This is a genomic window from uncultured Methanofollis sp. (genome assembly GCF_937919355.1).
Taxonomy (GTDB): Archaea; Halobacteriota; Methanomicrobia; order Methanomicrobiales; family Methanofollaceae; genus Methanofollis.
This window is the reverse complement of record NZ_CALFSA010000063.1, coordinates 1-19,191: the sequence shown is the minus strand read 5'-3', so window position 1 is coordinate 19,191 and position 19,191 is coordinate 1. Positions and strand designations below refer to the sequence as shown.

Below are 19,191 nucleotides of genomic sequence, written 5' to 3'. Positions count from 1 at the left end.
AGGGGGAGACGTCTCTTATCTCCGGTCTGTGCGACGGGTGATGAGACCGACCAGGGCGTCGAGGACACCCATCGCCTCTTCCATTTCCAGGGCGGAGAAGGGATGGAGAGGCGTATCCTCGGGAAGAGCGAGGGCCTCCCGCAGGTCATGGTCGGGCACCCTCTCCGGAAGGTCCCCCTTATTCACCGCCACGACAAAGGGTGCGCCCATCTCCCTGACCTCGTCGAGGATCGCTCGCGCCCGCCCGAAAGACGCAGCGTTTGTGCCGTCTACCATGAAGACGACACCGGTGGCATTGGTGAGGAGGTGCCTGATGATCGGTCCGAAATGTTCCTGGCCTGGCGTGCCCATCAGGGTGAGGTCAAAACCCCGACAGGCGACATGGGGACTGCCAACGTCCATCGCCACCGTTGTCGGTGACCCGGAGAGCCCGATCCTGTCGGACAGGGCAGGCATTCCGGAGAGGGTCCTGATGAAGGTGGTCTTTCCGGCGTCCACCGGGCCTGTGACGACGACCTTCGGGAGGTGTGGCATGAGATAGCCATTGTCCCTGATAATGAAGGGAAGGGGTATGTCGGGTACATGGGCCCACTTCAGGTGCTCGATCCTGAAATGGTTCAGGAAAATGAAGTTCTCGAACCCCTCCCCCACAGAGAGCACCAGATCAAAGGAAATACTGGCTGAGAGTTCCCTGATGTGGTTGCGGTCATAGAGGTTGAGGTATTCCACAAAGAGCGTGAGCCCGAGCCTCCTGCAGGTGTCGGCGAAGAGGGCGAGTGCTTCTCCTGTCCCGAGGGCGTCGCAGATCCGGTTGCAGTAAAGAAAGACGGTATCGACCCCGCGGTCCGCAGCAAGAGATGTGAGGAGGGTATCCCATCCTGCCGCCTCCGAGAGGGGGGTGGCCGCCCTCCGACCGTGGACCTCGTCGAAGGCGGAGGTATCGAGAAAGACGAGGTTATCCTCAGACGACAGGGCATAGGGTGTTCCCGAGAGATCTGCGCAATAGACATTGGTCGTCGTGTACGGGACGATCACGAGGCAACGCCGGCCCTGCTCGTGCGCACTGTGAAGTGCGCTGTGCAGCACCTGCCGACCCTCGACGCCGGGGGCAAGGGAGACGAGCACCAGACTGCCGGTCGGTATGCCGCCCCCGAGCAGGTCGTCGAGTGCTGGGATGCCGATCGGGATCATGGCTCATCCACCACCAGTTCGTCGCCTTCAAAGCGATAGCGCACCGGGGGAGAGACCCTGCCCGAGATGTCCTGGTAGCGCAGAGTATGAACCCCGGGGTCGCCGTCGCATGTCTCCACCTTGAGGATGCCGGTCATCAGTTGCTTCAGGGTGGATATCGTCTTCTCGTCAACAGATCCGGGATTGAGAATATAGATCCCGATGCCGTTCATCCTCCTGATACGGGCCGAGAAGATATGGTAGAAGCGATAGATCGCTTCGAGCTTCGTATATATGAGAAAGCTGGAGAGGGAATTGACACAGACCCGCACCTGGCCTGGCGCCGCGTCCTCTGCCTCCCCGCTCTTCTGGACACTGTCAAGAATCTTTGTGAACTTGATCCCGAGACCTGTTAGGTCCGCCGGGCTCCCGACGTACTTCACCCCCTCCGTGTCGGCGACGGCAGGGTCCATGCTCTTTGTGATGCAGTCCAGGACCCAGACCTTCCCTCCAGCAAATGAGGCGTAGACCGTCGGCGCGTCTTCGTCGGTGGAGATGACGATGGTGTGGTCGTTGTCTGAGGGGCGTACCAGGGTGTATGCAAGGCGCTCGGCATCACAGAAGGGAGGTGCGAGGAGGAGGATGTTGGACGGCGGCCTGATATCCCCGATCCTGCCTTTGATATCCCTGACTCCCGCGCTGATCTGGTCCATCTTCACCTACCCCGTGATCAGGTGTATGAGTGCCCCGACAAAAAAGCCGAGCGCAATCGTGTATGCAGAGACCATGGTCGTCACCTTCGCGCCCATCTCCTTCAGCAGCACGGCGATCGTCGAGATGCAGGGGACGAAGAGGACACTGATGACGGCGAAGGTGTAGAGCTGGACGGCACTCATCACCGCGGCGAGGTCTGCGGTCCCGGCGAGGACGGCAAGAGTCTCGAAGGCCATCTCCTTTCTCAGGATGCCGAAGAGGAGGGCGGTCGTGGCCTCTGCAGGGAGACCGAAGAGGCCTTCGGAGACCGGGGAGACCGCTTCGGAGAATGCGGCGACCCAGCCGAAGTAATCGAGGGCGCCGAGGACGATACTCCCTGCGAGGAGGAGGGGCATAGCGATGAAGAGGAACTCCTTGATCCTCTGCCAGGACTTCTTGATGACGAGTGTGGCGTCGGGCCGCCTGAGGGGGGCCATCTCGAGGATCATGCCGTACTGCCCGCCGGGGATCGAGCGGGCGAGGATGATGCCGGTCAGGACGACGAGGACAAGGACGATGAGGTAGACGGAGAGGGCGGCGCCGAGGCCGACGAAAGCGGCGACGATCCCGGTGATGATCACCGTCCGTGCGGAGCAGGGGACCATTGTGATCAGGAAGGCTGCGATCGTCCTTTCCCGTGTCGTCCGCAACTGCCCGGCCGCCATGACTGCGGGTACATTGCAGCCGAAGGCCATCACCATCGGGATGATGGCGCCACCGTGGAGGCCGAGGCTGTGCATCGCGCGGTCGGCAAGGAAAGCCGCACGCGTCAGGTAGCCTGAGTCCTCGACGATGGAGAGGAGGATGTAGTAGATGAAGACGAAGGGGAAAGCGATCCCGAGCCCGGCGACGATGGCAAGGAGCGCCGCCATCCCCAGGGCGTGGAGGAGGGGGGGCAGTCCGAGTGCTGAGAAGGGTTCGATCACAAAGGTTGAGAAGGCGTCGACGATCAGACCTTCAAGGAAGGACCCGGCGGTAAAGACCACGATGAGCATCGAGAGGAGGACTGCGCAGAGGATCGGGATACCGGGAAATGACTTCGTGAGCAGGCGGTCCAGAGAGAAATGTCTGTCAGGTTCCCGCGCCCCGATCACCTCCCTGGAGATCTGGCGGGCATAGAGGTGGCGGTTGGCTGCGATGATCTGGCCGGGTGCCATGTGATTGCGGGCCTCGATCTCCGTAGCGATTGCCTGCGCCCCTTCCAGGAGTGGGGCGTCATGCCCTATCCCCTGGAGGGCCTGGAGTGCAGCGAGGCGCGGCGCCCCGTAGAGTTTTTCCAGGCTCCGTACTGCCGCCTCGATCTCCGGGGTGTACGGGACGGAGAGGTCGGAGACCGCCGCGTCGTGCATGGCCGCGGGCACGATCCTGTCGATGTTCTGCCCCAGGGAAGCGGCCGTCTCGACCACTGGTATGCCGAGCAGTTCTGAGAGCTTCCCCTGATCGATGGAAAGTCCCTGTTCCATCGCCTCGTCGATCATGTTCAGGACCACCACGGTCGGGATCTTGTACTCGGCCAGTTGCAGGAGGAGGTAGAGGTTCCGCTCCATCCGGGTGGCGTCGAGGACGGCAATCACCCGGTCGGGAGGTTCATTGACCAGGTACGAGCGCACCAGTTCCTCTTCCTGCGAATCGCCGTCCAGAGAATAGACCCCGGGCAGGTCGACGACCTCCAGGGGGAGACGCCGGTAGCAGAGTTTCCCCTGCTGGAGTTCCACGGTCGTGCCCGGGTAGTTCGAGACCTCGACCCCGAGACCGGTGAGCTGGTTGAAGATGAGGGACTTGCCGACGCTCGGGTTCCCGACAAGGGCGCACTTCATGCCGCCTTCTCCGCGAAGATCGTCGACGCAATCTCAGGAGAGAGGGCGATGTCGGCACCTTTCACCGTCACGACGACGGCGTTGTTCCCGAGTTTGCGCTGGAGAATGATCTTCTCACCGGGAATGACACCGAGGTCCATGAGGCGCCGGTTCTTGCCGGTACACCTGATCATCGTCACCTCCACGGTGTCGCCCTCGGCAAAATCGAGGAGGGTGTGCCGCGGGCGGTGTCCTGAACCCCGCCGCATCGAGCGGTGGCGGCCCGGGCCCTGGATATAGGTTGAGAGACGGTCGATCGTCTCGTCGGAGACGCCGTGTTCGAGGACGCATGCCTCCTTCGAGGCCGCTCCGGTGTCCATGCCGAGCATCTCGGAGAGGAAGCACTCGAGGACGCGGTGTTTTCTGAAGACACTTTCCGCAGTTTTCTTTCCCTGCGGGGTGAGCATGTACCCCTCACCTTCCCTGGTTATGTCCCCCCCGGTAACGAGTGTCCGGAGTGCCGCCATGACCTCGGCGGTGTCGGCTTCCACCGCACCCCCGACCTCGGCTTCGCTCACGGGCCGGCAATCTTTGCCGGAGAGGGCGAGGATCGCTTCAAGGCAGTCTTCCCGGACAGAAGAACTCATACATACATTGTAGGGGGCGTTGATTTTATGGATTTGCTTCCCTGCAGAAAGGCATCCCCCGCCAACCCCTATATAGGGAGGATACCACCCTGATGCATGGCGATGACAAACCGGCAGGTGGCCGCCGTGCTCCAAGAGATCGGGCAACTGCTGGATATCCACGAGGAGAACCCCTACAAGGTCCGGGCCTATGAACGGGCCGCTGAACTCGTCGGCATGCTCGACCGTCCTGTGGCGACGATGGGAGAGGATGACCTGCAGGCGGTCCCCGGCATAGGGAAAGCCCTTGCCGAAAAGATCCTGGCGATCGCCGCGACAGGTACCTGTCCTGAGAGGGACCGCCTCCTTGCGGCGACGCCGTCAGGCCTCCCCGCTCTCCTCGCCCTCCAGGGCGTCGGCCCGAAGACGGTCGGTCGCCTCTGGAAGGTCCTCGGCGTCGAGGGGATCGACGACCTCGAAGCGGCGGCACGGAACCGGCGGGTGAGAGCGCTGAAAGGCTTCGGGCCGAAGAAGGAACAGGAGATTCTCCGGGCTGTCGAGGAGGCGAGGAAGGGAGCGGAAAGGATGACAGTCGCCGAAGCCGGGTTGATCGCCGCCGCGATCCTCGCTGTCCTCCCTGGTGAAGCACGGGTCGCCGGGAGTCTCCGCCGCGGCCGGTCCACAGTCGGCGACATCGACATCGTCACCTCCGCACTCCCTGGTCCGGCGAACAGGGCGCTTCGAGCCATTGCAGAGAGCGTCGTCGAGGAAGGGGAGAAGAAGACATCCCTGCGTATCAGAGGGAGGCAGGCCGACATCAGGTACGCCCGCCCTGGTGAGGAAGGTGCGATGCTCCTCTACCTCACCGGTTCGAAGGCCTTCAATATCCGCCTCCGCGAGATCGCCCGGACGCAGGGGATGCGTCTGAACGAGTACGGCCTGACAGATATGGCGACAGGGCGAATTTCCGTCTACAGGACGGAAGAAGAGGTCTTTGCGGCCCTTGGCATGGCACCCGTGCCCCCTGAACTCCGGGAGGACCGCGGCGAGGTCGAGTGCGCCCTCCGCGGTGATCTCCCCCTCCTCGTCGACGAGACAGATATCAGGGGCGACCTCCATGTCCACTCAGACTGGAGCGACGGGGCGATGAGCCTCGACGCGATCGCCGCCGCGGGCGAGGAGAGGGGATACGAGTATGTCCTGGTCACCGACCACTCGGCAAGCCTCGGGATCGCCCGCGGTCTCGATGCCTCCCGTCTCCAGAAACAGCAGGAGGCGATCAGGAGGGTGAACCGCACCGCCTCCTGCACCCTCCTCTCAGGTGTCGAGGTGGACATCCTCGCCGACGGGAGACTTGCCCTGCCGTCAACTGTCCTCGACGACTGCGACCTTGTCGTCGCTTCGGTCCACTCGGCCTTCAGGCAGGACGCCGACACCCTGACCCGCCGGGTGATCGCGGCGATGGAGCACGAGCAGGTGGATATCGTCGGCCACCCCACCGGTCGTCTCCTTGGAAGACGACCGGCCACGGCGATCGATATGGCACGGGTGATCGATGCAGCGGCGTTGACAGGGACGGCCCTCGAGATCAATGCTTCGCCGGTGCGCATGGATCTCGATGATATTTATATCAGGCAGGCGAAAGAGAAAGGCGTGAAACTGGCAATCGGGACTGATGCACATTCTTCAGCCGAACTCAGTCATATCGGCCACGGTGTCGCCCTTGCCCGGCGGGGCTGGTGCAGTGCGGGGGACGTACTCAACACCTGTCGGCGTGCCGATCTCCCGGGGCGGTGCCAGTGATAAGGTGGTTATACGAGCGTTTCCTCCGCCGAGACCTCGAAAAACTCCCTGATCAGATCTGTTTCATGATCACCGGAGAGGATATGGTTACGGCGCCGGAGAAGGTCTTTGAGGTAAGCGAGTGGTGTCGTGAGATCGGGCTTGGCGGCGCCACCTTCCATATCTCGACAGACGACCCGGACGAAGTCGTGCCCTATCTCCCGCCCCTCAGGAAGGTCGCGACGATCGCCCACCTCCGCCTCCATGTGGGGGACCAGATCGAGACAGCCGGAGAGGGGATGCGTGTGACCATAGCCGTGGGCAAGAGCGGGCGCGAAGAGATCGCCGAGTGTATCAGGAAGATCGCAGCGGAGGGTATCCCGCCTGAGGCGATCGACGAGGCGACGATCGAACACCACCTCACCTTCCACTGCACTCCCGATCTCGTGATAAAGACCGGCGGCAGCCACCTCACCGACTTTCTTATCTGGCAGTCGGTCTACTCCGAATTTTTCTTCTCCGACGTGAACTGGAAGTGGTTCAGGAAAATAGATCTTCTCAGGGCCCTGAGAGACTTCCAGTCCCGGGCCAGGCGCTTCGGCGCCTGACCTACCGGGAATTGCGCATCCGCTGGTCGTACACCCTGATCGCACGCAAAAGGTCGATCTTCCTGAAGACCGGCCAGTAGGGTGCACAGAAATAGACCGCGCACTCGTTACCATTCGCCATCCAGGGGAGGAAGTTCGAGGTCCGGCGTTCATTCCCTGTCCTGAGGATGAGGTCGACGGGTGAGAGGTGGGCGCCGTCGTAGAGGTTGTGCTCCACCGTCTGCGGTGTGATCTCGTCGGGGGAGATGCTCCCGTCGTGCACGCTGGCGGCGATCTTCCGGGCGGCATGGACGATCTCGTTCCTCCCGCCATAGGCGAGGGCGATGTTCAGGTAATACCTGCTGTAGTTCCTCGTCGCCTCTTCCGCGGCCTCGATGGTCTGGAGGAGGTCGGGCGGGAGCATTGAACGGTCGCCGATCATCTGGACCCTGATCTGGTTTTTATGGACGCGCTCGTCGGTTTTCAGGGCCGTGAACTTCTCCTTGAAGAGTTTAAAGAGGTACTCCACCTCTTTGTGGTCGCGGTTGAAGTTCTCGGTTGAGAAGGAGTACAGGGTGATCGTCCGCACGCCGATCTCCCGCGCCCATTCGAGCACCCTCTCTGTCGCCCCGGCGCCCGCCCGGTGGCCTTCGATGGTGTCCAGGCCGAGGAGACGGGCGTACCGCCTGTTTCCGTCCTGGATGATCGCGATATGGTTGGGGATATGGACACACTGCCACTGGAGATAGCGCTCGTACAGCGGTTCTATCCTCTTTCTCAGGCTCAGAGTGGGGTCACCTCCAGGATAATTCCTCCATTAGGATAGCGCTCCACGATCTCCTTCCTGCCGGGGAGGCGGTCTCTGAGTTCGGCAAGTACCCACCAGGCCATTTCCACGTGAGTATCGGAGACTTCGAGATCATAAATATCTTCCTTGAGGGCCTGCGGGACCCTGCCGTCCTCGATTTCCAGGACGCCATAGACGATCGTGCCGTCGTCAGTGACCTCGTCGAAGGGCCTGGCCGTGTTCTCCGCGATCCTCTTCAGCCTCTCCCGCAACTGGACAGAGTCCTTGAAAGTAGAAGAGCAGAAGTGGACCTTCTCGTCGCCAAGGAGGGGAGCCGCCCATGCTGCGGCGCCGCCGACGGCATTGTGAAGGCCGTCTTCCAGGTCAAGGTTCCGCTCGCGCATCGCTTCTGCATTCGTCTCGCTCCACTCGAGTTCATTGATATTGAGGAAGTCGAGGTCTGGCAGGATGGCGGCGAGTGCCTCCATGCCCGGGAGGGACGGGACCTCGATACCGATGGAAAACCCGAGGTCCCGTGCTGTCTGTACGGAGGTGGCATAGGGGCTTTTCAGGATCCCGGCCCAGAGGTCTCGCGGGGGGTGGAGGCGGATCTCGTCCACGAGCCCGCGCAGGGGTTCGAGCTGCGCTCTTTTTGGGGCGATACCGGTGTAGAGGTGGATATGGTGGCCGGATCCAAAATGCTCCTTGAGGAGGCGGCAGTACCTGACGACGTTGTCCAGGACCAGGAATGGTTCGCCTCCGGTGACGCCTGTGCCAAGTGCGCTCATCATCTCGGCTTCCTCGATGAGGTCGTCGGGGCTCTTGACCAGTCTGTCGTTCGCGTAGACAACGTCCTTATTCCGGCGCGTGTCGGAGAGCGGGCAGTACCAGCAGTTCCTGCCGCACCGCCCGGTCACGAAAAGGACCATCTTGGCCCCTTCATAGCAGAGGACGCAGCCGTCGGCGAGACGCGGCGTCGGTTCGTCAGGTTCGATCATATCAGCAGTCTCCAGAGATCAGATGGAGCATATATGTGACCGCGTGCAATCTTAACGCTATCCCACGAGGCAGGTGCACTCTTCTGAAAGGCATATATACTCTCTCCAGAAAAACGCGATCCATGTATTCCCCCCCCGACGAGGACGCTCTCTCCGAGGTCGTCGGATTTGTGCTCCTCCTCGGCGTCCTCGTGCTTGCCCTCTCCGTCTACCAGCTCTATGCCGTGCCGGCTGAGGGGCGGGAGAACGAGATCACACATATGAATATGGTGAAGGACCGGTTCACTGACTACAAGATCGCCCTTGATTCTCTCTGGGTGAACAATCAGACCGGCGTCGCCCTCTCGACAGCCTTCGACCTCGGCACCGGCCAGTACGGGGGATGGCCTCTCCTCCTTGCGCCGACGGCATCGGCAGGGGACCTGAGCATAGGAACGGGGGATGTCCTCACTATCAGGACAGGCGACAACCCCGAGGGATGGGAGACCCGTCTCGGCACCCTTGAATACACCTCGGAGAATCACTACTGGGTGGACCAGACCTGGACCTACGAGATGGGGGGGGTCTTCCTCACCCAGGACGAAGGAACGACCCTCAGGCTCGCACCCCTCTTCTCGGTCTCAAGCCGCGATGGCACGGTTGCGTCGGTGAGCATCACGCCGGCGACTGTCAGGGGGTCAGGTTCTGTCGGTGGGACCGGGCCTGCGCGTGTGGAGACGCGCCTGCGGCAGACGGCAGGGCCCTCCGTGACCGAAGAGCAGGTGGCATGGGTACAGGTCAGTATCGAGAGCAGTAGTTCCGGGAGAGCGCTGGCCTGGGAGCGGGCCCTGAAGGAAGCGCCCGGGCGGGAGGGGATACCGCAGGAATGGTACCGGCTCACACGCTCCGGCAATACTGCCTCCATCTTCATCTCCGGGCCTGATCAGGAGGACGGCGAGAGGAAAGACGTTCTCCTCCAGGTCCACAGGGCTGAGTATTATGCCTCCCTCCACGGGGCGGCGGCGAGGATTGCGTGATGGACCTGCCGGGTGCTGAAGACGGTGTTTCTGACATGGTAGGGAGCGTCCTCCTTGTCGCCCTAACCGTCGTCGGGGTGGTGATCGTCGCCGCCCTCCTCCTCTCTGCCCCTCTTCCCGGAAATGTCCCGGCGGTCTCTCTCTCTGCCGGCACCACGGCCGACGGTGCCTTTGTTCTGTTTCATGAGGGCGGCGACATTCTGGAGGACGGGGCCTATCGGCTCTATGTGGACGTCGGCAACGGCCCTGTCGACCGAACAGACGAGTTTCTCCTCGACGGCGACGGAGTCTGGTCGCCGGGAGAGGCGTTGAGATATCGGGCTGGAGAGCCAGATGGCCGGGTCATCGTCACCGCCCTTGCCGGGGGCGGGGAGACTGTGATTGCCGAACCCCGTGCCTCGGGGGGCATTGTCCCTGTCGTGGACGAGGGGGGAAGCACTCCCGGACCTGGGCCTGACCCCGGCGATGTCAATGTGGCGATCACAGCCCCCTCTGACGGCGGTACGGTGGTGTTCTCGGGATTCCCGAAGTACTCCGCAACGGTCAGAGCAGCGGGGGCGGGCGGGGCGATCGGGAAAGTGGTGGTCCTCATCGAGTCTCCTGGCGGCGATCTTGCCATTGATGGTGAGTATACCACGGAAAAGGGATCTGATGGAGGATATTATGCCCGGATCGCCACCAACCCCGGACAACTCAAGAAGATGACTGGCAGAGAGGTCATGGTCAGGGTCGTCGCCTATGACACTGCTGGCGTTGTGGTAGCACAGGACGCCGTGAAGGCATGGATCGGTGCCGCATAAGGGTGTGAAGATGGAGAGGAGAGGAGAAGCGGTATCTGAACTGATCGGGGTCGTAGCCCTCATCGCCCTGTTCGTGGCAGCGACAGCCCTCATAGGGGTTGTGCTCCTCTCGAACCCGCCGGGCGACTCTGCACCTGCGATGCTCGCACATGTCGAGGAGGAGGACGGAAACGTTTACCTCTACCATGACGGCGGCGACCCCCTCGAAAAGGGACACTTCCTCCTCCTCGTCGACGGTGTGGACCGGACGGCCGACGCCATCATCGTCGACACTTCGGGTGATGAGACTTCCCGCTGGACGACATGGGGGACCGGGCAGGCTCTCGTCATCCCGGGCATCTCTTCGGCGGCAGAGATCAGGATCGTCGCCGACGGCGTAGACCGGAGGGGAGGCTCATGGCTTCTCTTCGAGAACGGTACGGCGCCGACCCGGACGACTCCCTTCACGCCTGAACCGACCGCCCCGACGACAGTGCCCACAACCACCACAACAGTGCCGACGACCGGACCGACCCCGGCGCCCATCGACGCCGACTTCACCGCCAATATGACCCTGGGCACGGCACCCCTGACCGTCGGGTTCACCGACCTCTCCACGGGTATTCCCACCTCGTGGTCCTGGGACTTCGGGGACGGGGCAACCTCGACGGAACAGAACCCGGTGCATACCTACACAGAGGCAGGCACCTACACCATCACCCTCACCGCATTGAAGACCGGGAGTTCGGACACCGAGACAAAGACAGGATACATCACTGTCGGCACCTCATTCCCAGATTTCATCATCGACGAGAATGTCTTCATCTATGGCAGTGTCCTCAGTTTCGGCGGAGACCGCGTTGATGGCAGGGGGGCGACGGTCTTTATTACTGGAGGACTGGATACAGAGGACATCAACCAGGGTGCCTCTCTCTCTGTCTCAAACATCTCCATTGACGGTGATGTTATCCTGAACGGAGGGAGTGCGAGCCTGGGATCAGCAGTAGAGCCCGGTAATATCTCTATCAATGGAGATCTGACACTGGGTAAAGGCAGCAGAAGCATCTACGGCGATGTGTACGTTGCCGGCAATCTCTTCCTCAAGGACGCCAGAATACACGGGAATGTGTACGTTGATGGGGACCTTACACTGGACTGGACGCCCTGGATCGCCGATGATGCGCGTATCTATTACACTGGAAAGTTCTCCCATCCCGCTACCATGAGACAGGACATACTCTCGAGGTGCATCCATCAGATTGCAGTACCCGGACATGATATGCCCGGTCAGGGTATGCCGTCCACAAAATCCGCCGACTGGTACGCGGCAAGAGGTTATGTCTCAGGTGGGGACCTGACGAGTAATATGAAGATATATGCTCCCGGTTACTCCTCCACGTCCTGGAGGCCCACTGCAACTGATGTCATCATCGTTGCACAGAGCGGGGATATCACCATAACAGGAATGGGAGGCAACAGCGTTACCGGTGTCTTCGTTGCGCCCGAAGGGAAGGTAGTATTTGAGGGCGCATCCCTGGAGGGAGTCGTCATTGCTCGTGATGGGTTCTTTGTCAAGAGTGGAGGGACGAAGGTCACATTCAAAAATCTCAGGGATTTCATCAGTAACACGGATGATTATCCGGTCTGATCGTCCGGTATACTGGTCGAAAATCTGGCACTTCCTGGAGGGTATCGTCCGGTCGGTCCTCTCCAGACCCCGGGGCTGGTGCCAGCGAGTCGAGAGCACAGGCGCATCTCCAGCGCACGGCCGGAGATCACCCCCCGGCTAAATTGTAAAGATGGGTGGTTCCGGAGCCTGAAAAGCCCGGAACCGTGGAGGTGGTGGAGTGCTCACTCCTCATTACTTTTTTCAGGATTTCTGTCCGCCCTGCACCCTCTGCAGCAGGTTGATCGCGTTGATCATGGCGTCGACAGAGGCGATGACGATGTCGTCTGAGGAGGCGGAGGCATCGAAGATGTGACCTGCCCGATCCTCGACGGTGATCGTGACATGGCCGATGGCGTCTGTGCCGCCGCTGATCGACTCGACCGCAAACTCCTTCAGGTGAACAGGTTCGTCCAGGCAGCGGAGGATCGCCTTCATAGCGGCGTCCACGGGGCCGTTGCCGGTGCTGCACCCGACCCTCTCGGTTCCGTCGACGACAAGGCTGACCGAGGCGGTCGGCATCGCCTGGGTACCGGTGAAGACAGAGATGTTCCGCAGTTCGACGGCTGGCGTGACACCTGCCATGCCCATCACCTCCTCGGCGATGGCGTACAGGTCTGCGTCTGTGACCCGGCGGCCCCGCCCTGCAATCGCCTTCATCTTCGTCATGACCTCGTCGAGGCCGGCGTCGTCAGGCTCCAGGTGGACGTCGGCGAGTATCTGGCGGACGGCATGCCTGCCCGCGTGCTTGCCGAGTTTCAGGCGGCGCCGGTGACCGACCATCTCCGGGGTCATGATACCGGGCTCGAAGGTGTCGGGGCGTTCGATGACACCGTGAGCGTGGATGCCGCTCTCGTGGGCGAAGGCATTGTCGCCGACGACGGGCTGGCCGGGCGGGATGCTGACCCCGGCGTAGCGGGATACAAGGCGCGAGGTCTCCAGGAGGCGGTTGGAGACTATGCCTGTTTCGATGCCGTAGATCGCTTCCAGGGCCATCGCGGTCTGGGCAAGATCGGCATTGCCGGCCCGCTCACCCATGCCGTTGACGGTGACCTGGACCTGTGCGGCCCCGGCCTCGACTGCGGCCAGAGTGTTTGCGACCGCGAGGCCGAAGTCGTTGTGGCAGTGGACGTCGATCGGCACCCTCACCTCCTTCACGATGCAACCGATCAGTTCCTTCATCGCGGTCGGGGTCATGACGCCAACGGTGTCAGGGATGTTCACGGCCGTCGCCCCGGCGTCCACGGCCGCCTGGCAGACCTCGACCAGGTAGTCACGGTCTGTCCTTGTGGCGTCCATCGCGGAGAAGAGGACGTGCGGCACCTTTTCGCGGGCATAGGCGACGACCTCTGCGGTGGCTTCGAGCACCTCCTGCCGACTCTTTTTGATCGTGTACTCCCGCTGGATGTCGGAGGTCGGGACAAAGAGGTGGACCATGCCGACGTTGCAGGTGGTGCAGGTGTCGACATCGTCCTTCCGCATCCGTGCAAGGCCGCAGATCCGGGCGTCACCGACAGCAGCGGCGACTGCCTGCACTGCCTCTCTCTCCTCCGGGGAGGAGGCAGGGAACCCGGCCTCGATGGTGCCGATGCCTGTTGCGGCGAGCTGGCGTGCAATCTCGACCTTCTGGTCAACGGTAAAGGACACGCCCGGCGTCTGTTCGCCGTCCCTCAGCGTGGTGTCGAAAAGAGTGATATTCTTACGTGCGTTCCCTGGGGTAAAGAAAACGATACCCCCTTGTCATCTGTGTGTCTGCGTTGGTGCGAGACATACACAGAAAAGGGTGCCGTGGTATATATAGGTGTCTCCCGGGTGTCAGGGGGCACCGATACCTTTAATAACTCGCCAAACCCACGTATGTAGCGCAATACCCGCCTTAACTCAGACTGGTAGAGTGCGCGGCTGTAGTTAGGTTTACCGTCGTTCGGTAACCGCGCGGCTACCGCGATGTCCCCGGTTCGAATCCGGGAGGCGGGATGTTGTATGCCCAGGTAGTGTAGAGGCCTATCATGATGCCCTGTCACGGCATCGACACGGATTCGAATTCCGTCCTGGGCGTATTCCCTTTTTGCGTTGTCACTCCCTTACTCCGCGGTGTGTTTTTTATTTTCAGGGACGAAATGGTGTGCCATGGAGCATGAGTATACTCTCGACCGTGCACAGGAAGGGCTCAACCTCGCCCTTTCCGGGGCAGACGAGGCCCGTATCAGGAGCATGGCGGCGATCCTGATCGGGAAGAGCGGGGACGATGTCTCCGCGCTCGTCGCAGCCCTGCACGACCCTGACAAGGGGGTGCGGGCGCGGGCGATGGAGGGACTTGTGGCCCGGCAGGCAGTCATCTCCCTTGTCGGCGCTCTCCTGGACCCGGAGTGGCGGGTCAGGTACCGCGCTGCTGAGGCCCTTGGCCAGATCGGCGACCGCCGGGCGGTCGGGCCTCTGGCCCGGGCCCTCGACGATGGGAAGGACCACGTGCGCTACATGGCGGCAAAGGCCCTCGGCCAGATCGCCGACCCGGCAGGGCGTGATGCCCTCCTCTCCCTCCTCTCCGACGTAAACCCCCCGACCCGGAAGGCGGTGGCTTTCGCCCTCGGCAGGATAGGGGGTGCGGACGAGGCCCTGGAAGCGGCCCTCCTCACCGAGCCCTCGGGTGCGGTGCGCCGGGCGATCAGGGACGCCCTCGGGCGGCCGTGATATGGACGCCCCTCCCCTCCCTCTCGTAGTCCGCGTCGGCGTGGCAGGGGAGGGGGACCCTGTGCCAGTGCTCGTGTACCTGGACCGCATCCTTGTCCATACCCCGCATATCTATCTGGCCGTGACCACCTCTGCGACCGTACCCGGCATCGCCGACGTCCGCACCGTCCCGTCGGTCGCCGAGGTGGTCGAGGCCTGCGACTTCCTTGTCACCTTCACCGATGACGCTGTTGCGACGGCCCGCACCGCGGGCAGGACCTTCTTTTTTGTTTCCCCTTCAGGTACGGTCGCCGCGGAGCACCATGCCGACCGGATCATCGAGACCCTCCGCTTCTTCGACACCTACAATGGCGAGAAGGTAGACCCTGCACGGGTGGAGGCTGAAGTCGCCCGCAGGGAAGAGGCCTACCATGCAGCCCTCATCGGTGCTGGTCTGGACCCGTCCCTCCTTGACCCGGTGGCAGTCTCCCTCCTCCCTTACTATGCCCGCACCCGTTTCCTTGCCGACTGTTATGGCCGCCGCCACCGCGTGGCCGGCAGTGCGGTCTACGCCCTTTCCTCGGCTGCGATCACCATCGTGGCGGTTCAGGCCCTTCTCCTCCCGGCGTTGCCAGCCCTGGTCTGGCTGGAGGTGGCGGCGATCGCCTGCGTCCTCCTTCTTCTCATTGCGGCGCGGACACTGGACTGGCACCGCAAGTGGCTCGACTACCGCTTCCTTGCCGAGAGGATCAGGTCTGCGATCTTCCTCTGCTTTGTCTGCATCCGCTGCGACCTCCCCGGCCGCCCGCCTCTCACGCTCTCCCCCCATGCGGACGACTGGCTCTCCCGGGCCTTCGAGGGTCTGATCGAGACGAGGCCTCTCGATTATTGTACCCTTGCACTGCCTTTCGAGCCCCTGAAGACATTTTTGCTGGAGGCCTGGCTCGCCCGGCAGATCGATTGGTACGTGGAGACGGCGCGGAAAAACCGCAGGCTTCACGAGGACCTCCTCTATGCAGGCGAGATCTTCTTCATCGCCACCCTGATCGCCGCTGCAGCCCATGCCTCGGGCGTCGGCCACCCCTTCACCACCGCCCTGACCATCGTCCTCCCCGCGGTGGCGGCCGGGCTTGCGGCGATCAGGACCCAGCAGGAATACCGCCCGACGGCAGAGAGGGCTTCCCGCATGCTCCGCCACCTCTCTGCCCTCTCCCTGCGGATCAGGCGGGCGGAGGACATGCCGACCCTCTGCGCTCTCCTCGCCGAGGCGAACGAGGTGATGTTGCGGGAGCAGCAGGAGTGGCGGGTCGCCTTCAGGTTCAGGGAGTTGGAAACGCCGTGACGTCACGAAAATAGACCTGATAAAGGGGTTTCTTCGCCGCCTCACCGGTCACCTCGATACTCTGGAGGACAGATCTTTTCGGCACCTCGTCCTGCAGTGATGGCTCCGCACTGCGGAATTATCGGGGGAATCGCCCATGATACGAAGTTTCACGCCGTTCTTTGAAAACCACCTCTGTGGTTTTCATGATAACACCTGGAGGGAGGAAGGAGGGCCTTAACTGTCGGTCAAAATATACGGGCCCATCTCCTGGATTACGTGCGGGAATACTCTTTATGGGCCCTCTCGATTGTCATGATCTTCTCGATTTTTACGACCTGTTCATCATTTTCGATGAGATAAAAGACTGTAAATGACCTGCTGATATGGAGGCGGTACACGGCAGGGGGATGCGGACATTCGAGTTTTTCTTTGTTCCCGCCCGGGAAAGGATCTTCCTGGAGTTCGAGAATTTTTTCAACAGCAATGCGCCGGGTTTTCTGGGGCAATTTTTTGAGGAATTCTTCTGCCTTCCTCTCGATGACGATGGTGAACACGCTCTCCCGCGCCTCACTCGTCCTTCATGATCTCGTCCGGGTCGAAGGCGACAAATTCACCAGTTTTGTCGATCTCGGCGATTATCTTCCAGTCGCGGTAATCACGCTCGCGCTGGATCATCCTGGCAAGCAGGTCGTCATAACTCTGTCCGGCTTCTTTCAGGTCGTGCAGTCGCCTCCATGTGAGCTCTTTCACGGGAATACGCTTGATCTGATTGCCACCGCTTGCATTCGTGCTGGAGGGCATGCATGTCCATTGACCATACGAGCATTTAAAGATGTGCACATATGCCAGAATGTGTAAATGTGGCATAATGGGTATCTTGAGGAGACCTGAAAAAATACAGAGGATACATGGACGGAGGAGAGGGAGTGGCCCTCATGGAGAACGCGGTCAGCCCTTATTTTGCCGATGCGATACACCGTGACGAAGTGGTAAGCATCTGAACTGTCGGAGAAATAATCCGACGAAAATATGAGCCCCGCTTTCTTTTTTCTGGTGCAGGAGAACCCACTATGCTGGCCCGAAAACCAGGGAGAGTTTTGCGGTGCGACCGTTCCTGCAGCCTGCAAATGGTGTGTGATATCTTCTGCGCACATTCGGGAGGCTTTTCCCGGCCCCTGTCTCAGACGACCTCTCCTGCGATCACCGTCTTTGCATCTTCCATCATCTCGTCGACGAAGAGAACTGCCTTTTCTGCCTCATCATAGGAGATGTGGGGTTTGAGTTCGGTGATCCGCCTTGCTCTGACGGTCAGGTCCTGTCCTGGCATCTCTTTTGTCACATACAGGGCCGTTGAGATCTTTTCGAGTTCTTTCACTCCTCGCTTCCCGAATTTCTGTGCCACAAAGGAGATTGCAGGGCGATATCTCGCCATCGTCCTGGGGATCTTTGTCTGTAACTGCGTGCTCCCTTTTGTTGTTTTGAGGCCGTCCCCATAGGGCTCTGGCTTGATCTCCCATGCGAGAAGGGCATCGGCCCGCATGGATGCCAGCTCGTCGGAGAGATCAAAGGAGAAGGGCCCGTGCTTGTACAGGACATAGCGAAAGTCCAGAGGCACTCCCATCATCTCTTCAAGGAAATAGGCAGCCTTCTGGATATGGGTCTCGCCGCACCAACTCCCCTGTTCTTTCATTTCATCGATGAGTTCGAAGAGCAGGCCGTCTCTCTGTATCTGTTTCATCATTCACTCTCCTCTTCCACTGCAGATTCAATAACCCTCTTGCGATTTTTCTCAAGCCACTTTCTCCCGACATCGAGGAGGTCAGGGTTGATATAAACGGTGTCCGCTGCCACTTCAGGTATGTGCTGAAGGGTATCTGACCTGGAGAGGGAAGATACGATCCTCCCGTCCAGCTCAAGGACAGGAAACATCACCCGTCCGGCAGATTTCTTCGGTCTGTCATGGCGTATATTCTCCTCGCCGAACTCTGCGCATGCGGCCGTAGAGATTGCCAGTCCCGCCTCCCTGTTTTTCAGCACGTCATTGGGGTTTCGGGTATACAGGACCCGATAATGGTTGCGCTTCACGATCCTCTCCGCGGCTTCATGGCCAGGGAGTCTTGGATCCCTGCTGGCCTTTCCTATGGCAGACATCACCTCATTGTCGGTGAGGCTGAGGTGGTCATCGAGGTCGGTCGGGAAATACCCCCCTTCCAGCCATGCCTGTAAAAATTCTTTCAGATGGATATCATAGATCCGCCGGATGGGGTGAAAGTATAACTGGCTGAACATAAAATATCGCGCCAGCAGGAGCGCCTCTGCCGATTGGATCCCCCCGCTCTCCACACCGAGGGCAGGTTCCATCGACTCATCTTCATATCTTTTGGGAAGGACCTGGAGGGTTTCTATCAGGCGGTAGTGATCGAACCTGCCATATGCAACGCCGGTATGATGTGAGTCCCTGAGGAGGTAGTCCATCCGGTCGGCGCCAAAAGTGTCTCCGGTGATGATCTCTGAGAGTATTGCTTCTGTAGTGGTGAATATGTCTTTTGTGTAGTGTTTTGGACCGAGTGCGAGTTTTGCTACATCCTCTGCCTGTATCTTCAGTCTCTTCCAGAGCCGTTCCATCTCCTCGCTCTCGATGAGGCTGAGTGTCATCACCTCGTGGTCCCAGCCTGCGGGGAAGAGGTCTTCTGAAGCATGGGAGAAGGGTGCATGGCCGATGTCGTGTACAAGAGAGGCCATTCTCAAGACGCGGAGGTAATAATTTCTGTCATACCCTCCATTGATGTCTAGAGTGTCGGTGCATCTGTTCTCCATGACGGTCGTATAGATCCGGGTTGCCAGTTCCATGACCCCAAGGGAGTGCTCAAATCGTCTGTGGGTTGCGCCAGGATAGACGAGATAGGTCAGTGCAAGTTGGTGGATATGACGAAGACGCTGGACTGGTGCTGAGTTCAGGACCTGTCTTTCATCAGAATCCATGTGTACGAACGCATAGATCGGATCCCTGACCTCATGGTTGTTTTTCTTTACCATTTTCCCCGTCCTGTCCTATTATATCGCGTGCTGTATTTTGCTCGGTGTATGTGTGGAGGACAGGCGGGGATATATCCTTCGATATGAGTTTGATGGCCTTCTATCCTTCAGGTTCCCTGACCGCGTGGTACAGGGCTTCCAGGTGTGCGACCTCGTTTTCTCCACAGAGGATCAGGTAGAGCGGTATAGCCCATAGCGCCC

General features: G+C 60.6%; 18 protein-coding genes and 2 tRNA genes. 9 read left to right on the top strand and 11 right to left on the bottom strand.

Annotation, left to right across the window (positions count from 1 at the left end; translation table 11 throughout):
- Nucleotides 1-15 precede the first annotated feature (15 nt).
- Genes Q0520_RS03125 through Q0520_RS03110 form a run of 4 tightly spaced genes read right to left on the bottom strand, consistent with a single transcriptional unit; the run spans nucleotide 16 to nucleotide 4,366 of the window.
- Nucleotides 16-1,191 carry a GTP-binding protein gene (locus tag Q0520_RS03125; protein ID WP_298666478.1) on the bottom strand — a complete coding sequence of 392 codons (1,176 nt, stop codon included), beginning with the start codon at nucleotides 1,189-1,191 and terminating at the stop codon, nucleotides 16-18.
- Nucleotides 1,188-1,883 carry a hypothetical protein gene (locus Q0520_RS03120; protein ID WP_298666476.1) on the bottom strand — a complete coding sequence of 232 codons (696 nt, stop codon included), beginning with the start codon at nucleotides 1,881-1,883 and terminating at the stop codon, nucleotides 1,188-1,190. The genes Q0520_RS03125 and Q0520_RS03120 overlap by 4 nt, the downstream gene beginning before the upstream one ends.
- 6 nt (nucleotides 1,884-1,889) lie before the next feature.
- Nucleotides 1,890-3,740, bottom strand: a complete 1,851-nt coding sequence (gene feoB, locus Q0520_RS03115; RefSeq protein WP_298666474.1) for a ferrous iron transport protein B — start codon at nucleotides 3,738-3,740, stop codon at nucleotides 1,890-1,892.
- Entirely contained in the window at nucleotides 3,737-4,366 is a 630-nt protein-coding gene (locus Q0520_RS03110) for a metal-dependent transcriptional regulator (protein WP_298666472.1), read from the bottom strand. Before Q0520_RS03110 ends, feoB begins: the two co-directional genes overlap by 4 nt.
- 96 nt (nucleotides 4,367-4,462) lie before the next feature.
- On the opposite strand from Q0520_RS03110, the gene polX reads away from it, so the two are divergent.
- Both polX and Q0520_RS03100 read left to right on the top strand, forming a co-directional pair.
- Nucleotides 4,463-6,148 (top strand): DNA polymerase/3'-5' exonuclease PolX, encoded by a 1,686-nt coding sequence (polX, locus tag Q0520_RS03105; RefSeq protein ID WP_298666470.1) that lies wholly within the window; start codon nucleotides 4,463-4,465, stop codon nucleotides 6,146-6,148.
- The gene (locus Q0520_RS03100) at nucleotides 6,145-6,735 is read left to right on the top strand and encodes an undecaprenyl diphosphate synthase family protein (RefSeq protein ID WP_298666468.1); all 591 of its coding nucleotides are present in this window, start codon (nucleotides 6,145-6,147) and stop codon (nucleotides 6,733-6,735) included. Before polX ends, Q0520_RS03100 begins: the two co-directional genes overlap by 4 nt.
- A 1-nt stretch (nucleotide 6,736) precedes the next feature.
- Here Q0520_RS03100 and uppS read toward each other — a convergent pair whose 3' ends face one another.
- Nucleotides 6,737-7,501 (bottom strand): polyprenyl diphosphate synthase, encoded by a 765-nt coding sequence (gene uppS, locus Q0520_RS03095; protein ID WP_298666534.1) that lies wholly within the window; start codon nucleotides 7,499-7,501, stop codon nucleotides 6,737-6,739.
- A complete protein-coding gene (locus tag Q0520_RS03090) occupies nucleotides 7,498-8,499 on the bottom strand; it encodes a radical SAM protein (protein ID WP_298666466.1) in 1,002 nt (333 codons plus the stop codon). Before Q0520_RS03090 ends, uppS begins: the two co-directional genes overlap by 4 nt.
- A 122-nt stretch (nucleotides 8,500-8,621) precedes the next feature.
- Here Q0520_RS03090 and Q0520_RS03085 point away from each other — a divergent pair, with 122 nt between their 5' ends.
- Genes Q0520_RS03085 through Q0520_RS03075 form a run of 3 tightly spaced genes read left to right on the top strand, consistent with a single transcriptional unit; the run spans nucleotide 8,622 to nucleotide 11,942 of the window.
- Nucleotides 8,622-9,515 carry a hypothetical protein gene (locus tag Q0520_RS03085; protein ID WP_298666464.1) on the top strand — a complete coding sequence of 298 codons (894 nt, stop codon included), beginning with the start codon at nucleotides 8,622-8,624 and terminating at the stop codon, nucleotides 9,513-9,515.
- On the top strand, nucleotides 9,515-10,315 hold the full coding sequence (locus tag Q0520_RS03080; RefSeq protein ID WP_298666461.1) for a type IV pilin: 801 nt from the start codon (nucleotides 9,515-9,517) through the stop codon (nucleotides 10,313-10,315). The genes Q0520_RS03085 and Q0520_RS03080 overlap by 1 nt, the downstream gene beginning before the upstream one ends.
- Before the next feature lie 10 nt (nucleotides 10,316-10,325).
- The gene (locus tag Q0520_RS03075) at nucleotides 10,326-11,942 is read left to right on the top strand and encodes a PKD domain-containing protein (RefSeq protein ID WP_298666458.1); all 1,617 of its coding nucleotides are present in this window, start codon (nucleotides 10,326-10,328) and stop codon (nucleotides 11,940-11,942) included.
- Between the two features lie 222 nt (nucleotides 11,943-12,164).
- On the opposite strand, the gene Q0520_RS03070 is transcribed toward Q0520_RS03075, so the two are convergent.
- Nucleotides 12,165-13,691, bottom strand: coding sequence for a 2-isopropylmalate synthase (locus Q0520_RS03070; RefSeq protein WP_298666532.1), 1,527 nt, complete (start codon nucleotides 13,689-13,691; stop codon nucleotides 12,165-12,167).
- Between the two features lie 139 nt (nucleotides 13,692-13,830).
- On the opposite strand from Q0520_RS03070, the gene Q0520_RS03065 reads away from it, so the two are divergent.
- The 4 genes from Q0520_RS03065 to Q0520_RS03050 all read left to right on the top strand — a co-directional run bounded on the left by Q0520_RS03065 (nucleotide 13,831) and on the right by Q0520_RS03050 (nucleotide 15,972).
- Nucleotides 13,831-13,937: transfer RNA gene (locus tag Q0520_RS03065), tRNA-Tyr, on the top strand.
- An 8-nt stretch (nucleotides 13,938-13,945) separates the two neighbouring features.
- Nucleotides 13,946-14,018, top strand: a tRNA-Asp gene (locus tag Q0520_RS03060).
- A 72-nt stretch (nucleotides 14,019-14,090) separates the two neighbouring features.
- Nucleotides 14,091-14,651 (top strand): HEAT repeat domain-containing protein, encoded by a 561-nt coding sequence (locus tag Q0520_RS03055; RefSeq protein WP_298666455.1) that lies wholly within the window; start codon nucleotides 14,091-14,093, stop codon nucleotides 14,649-14,651.
- 1 nt (nucleotide 14,652) lies between these two features.
- Nucleotides 14,653-15,972, top strand: a complete 1,320-nt coding sequence (locus Q0520_RS03050) for an SLATT domain-containing protein (protein WP_298666452.1) — start codon at nucleotides 14,653-14,655, stop codon at nucleotides 15,970-15,972.
- 254 nt (nucleotides 15,973-16,226) lie between these two features.
- Here Q0520_RS03050 and Q0520_RS03045 read toward each other — a convergent pair whose 3' ends face one another.
- The 4 genes from Q0520_RS03045 to Q0520_RS03030 form a co-directional block, all read right to left on the bottom strand.
- Nucleotides 16,227-16,508, bottom strand: a complete 282-nt coding sequence (locus Q0520_RS03045) for a type II toxin-antitoxin system RelE/ParE family toxin (protein WP_298666448.1) — start codon at nucleotides 16,506-16,508, stop codon at nucleotides 16,227-16,229.
- 13 nt (nucleotides 16,509-16,521) lie between these two features.
- A complete protein-coding gene (locus tag Q0520_RS03040) occupies nucleotides 16,522-16,755 on the bottom strand; it encodes a hypothetical protein (RefSeq protein ID WP_298666445.1) in 234 nt (77 codons plus the stop codon).
- Nucleotides 16,756-17,134: 379 nt separating this feature from the next.
- A complete protein-coding gene (locus Q0520_RS03035; RefSeq protein WP_298666443.1) occupies nucleotides 17,135-17,695 on the bottom strand; it encodes a hypothetical protein in 561 nt (186 codons plus the stop codon).
- Complete coding sequence (locus tag Q0520_RS03030) at nucleotides 17,692-18,990, bottom strand: HD domain-containing protein (protein WP_298666440.1); 1,299 nt, start codon at nucleotides 18,988-18,990, stop codon at nucleotides 17,692-17,694. Before Q0520_RS03030 ends, Q0520_RS03035 begins: the two co-directional genes overlap by 4 nt.
- Nucleotides 18,991-19,191: the final 201 nt, after the last annotated feature.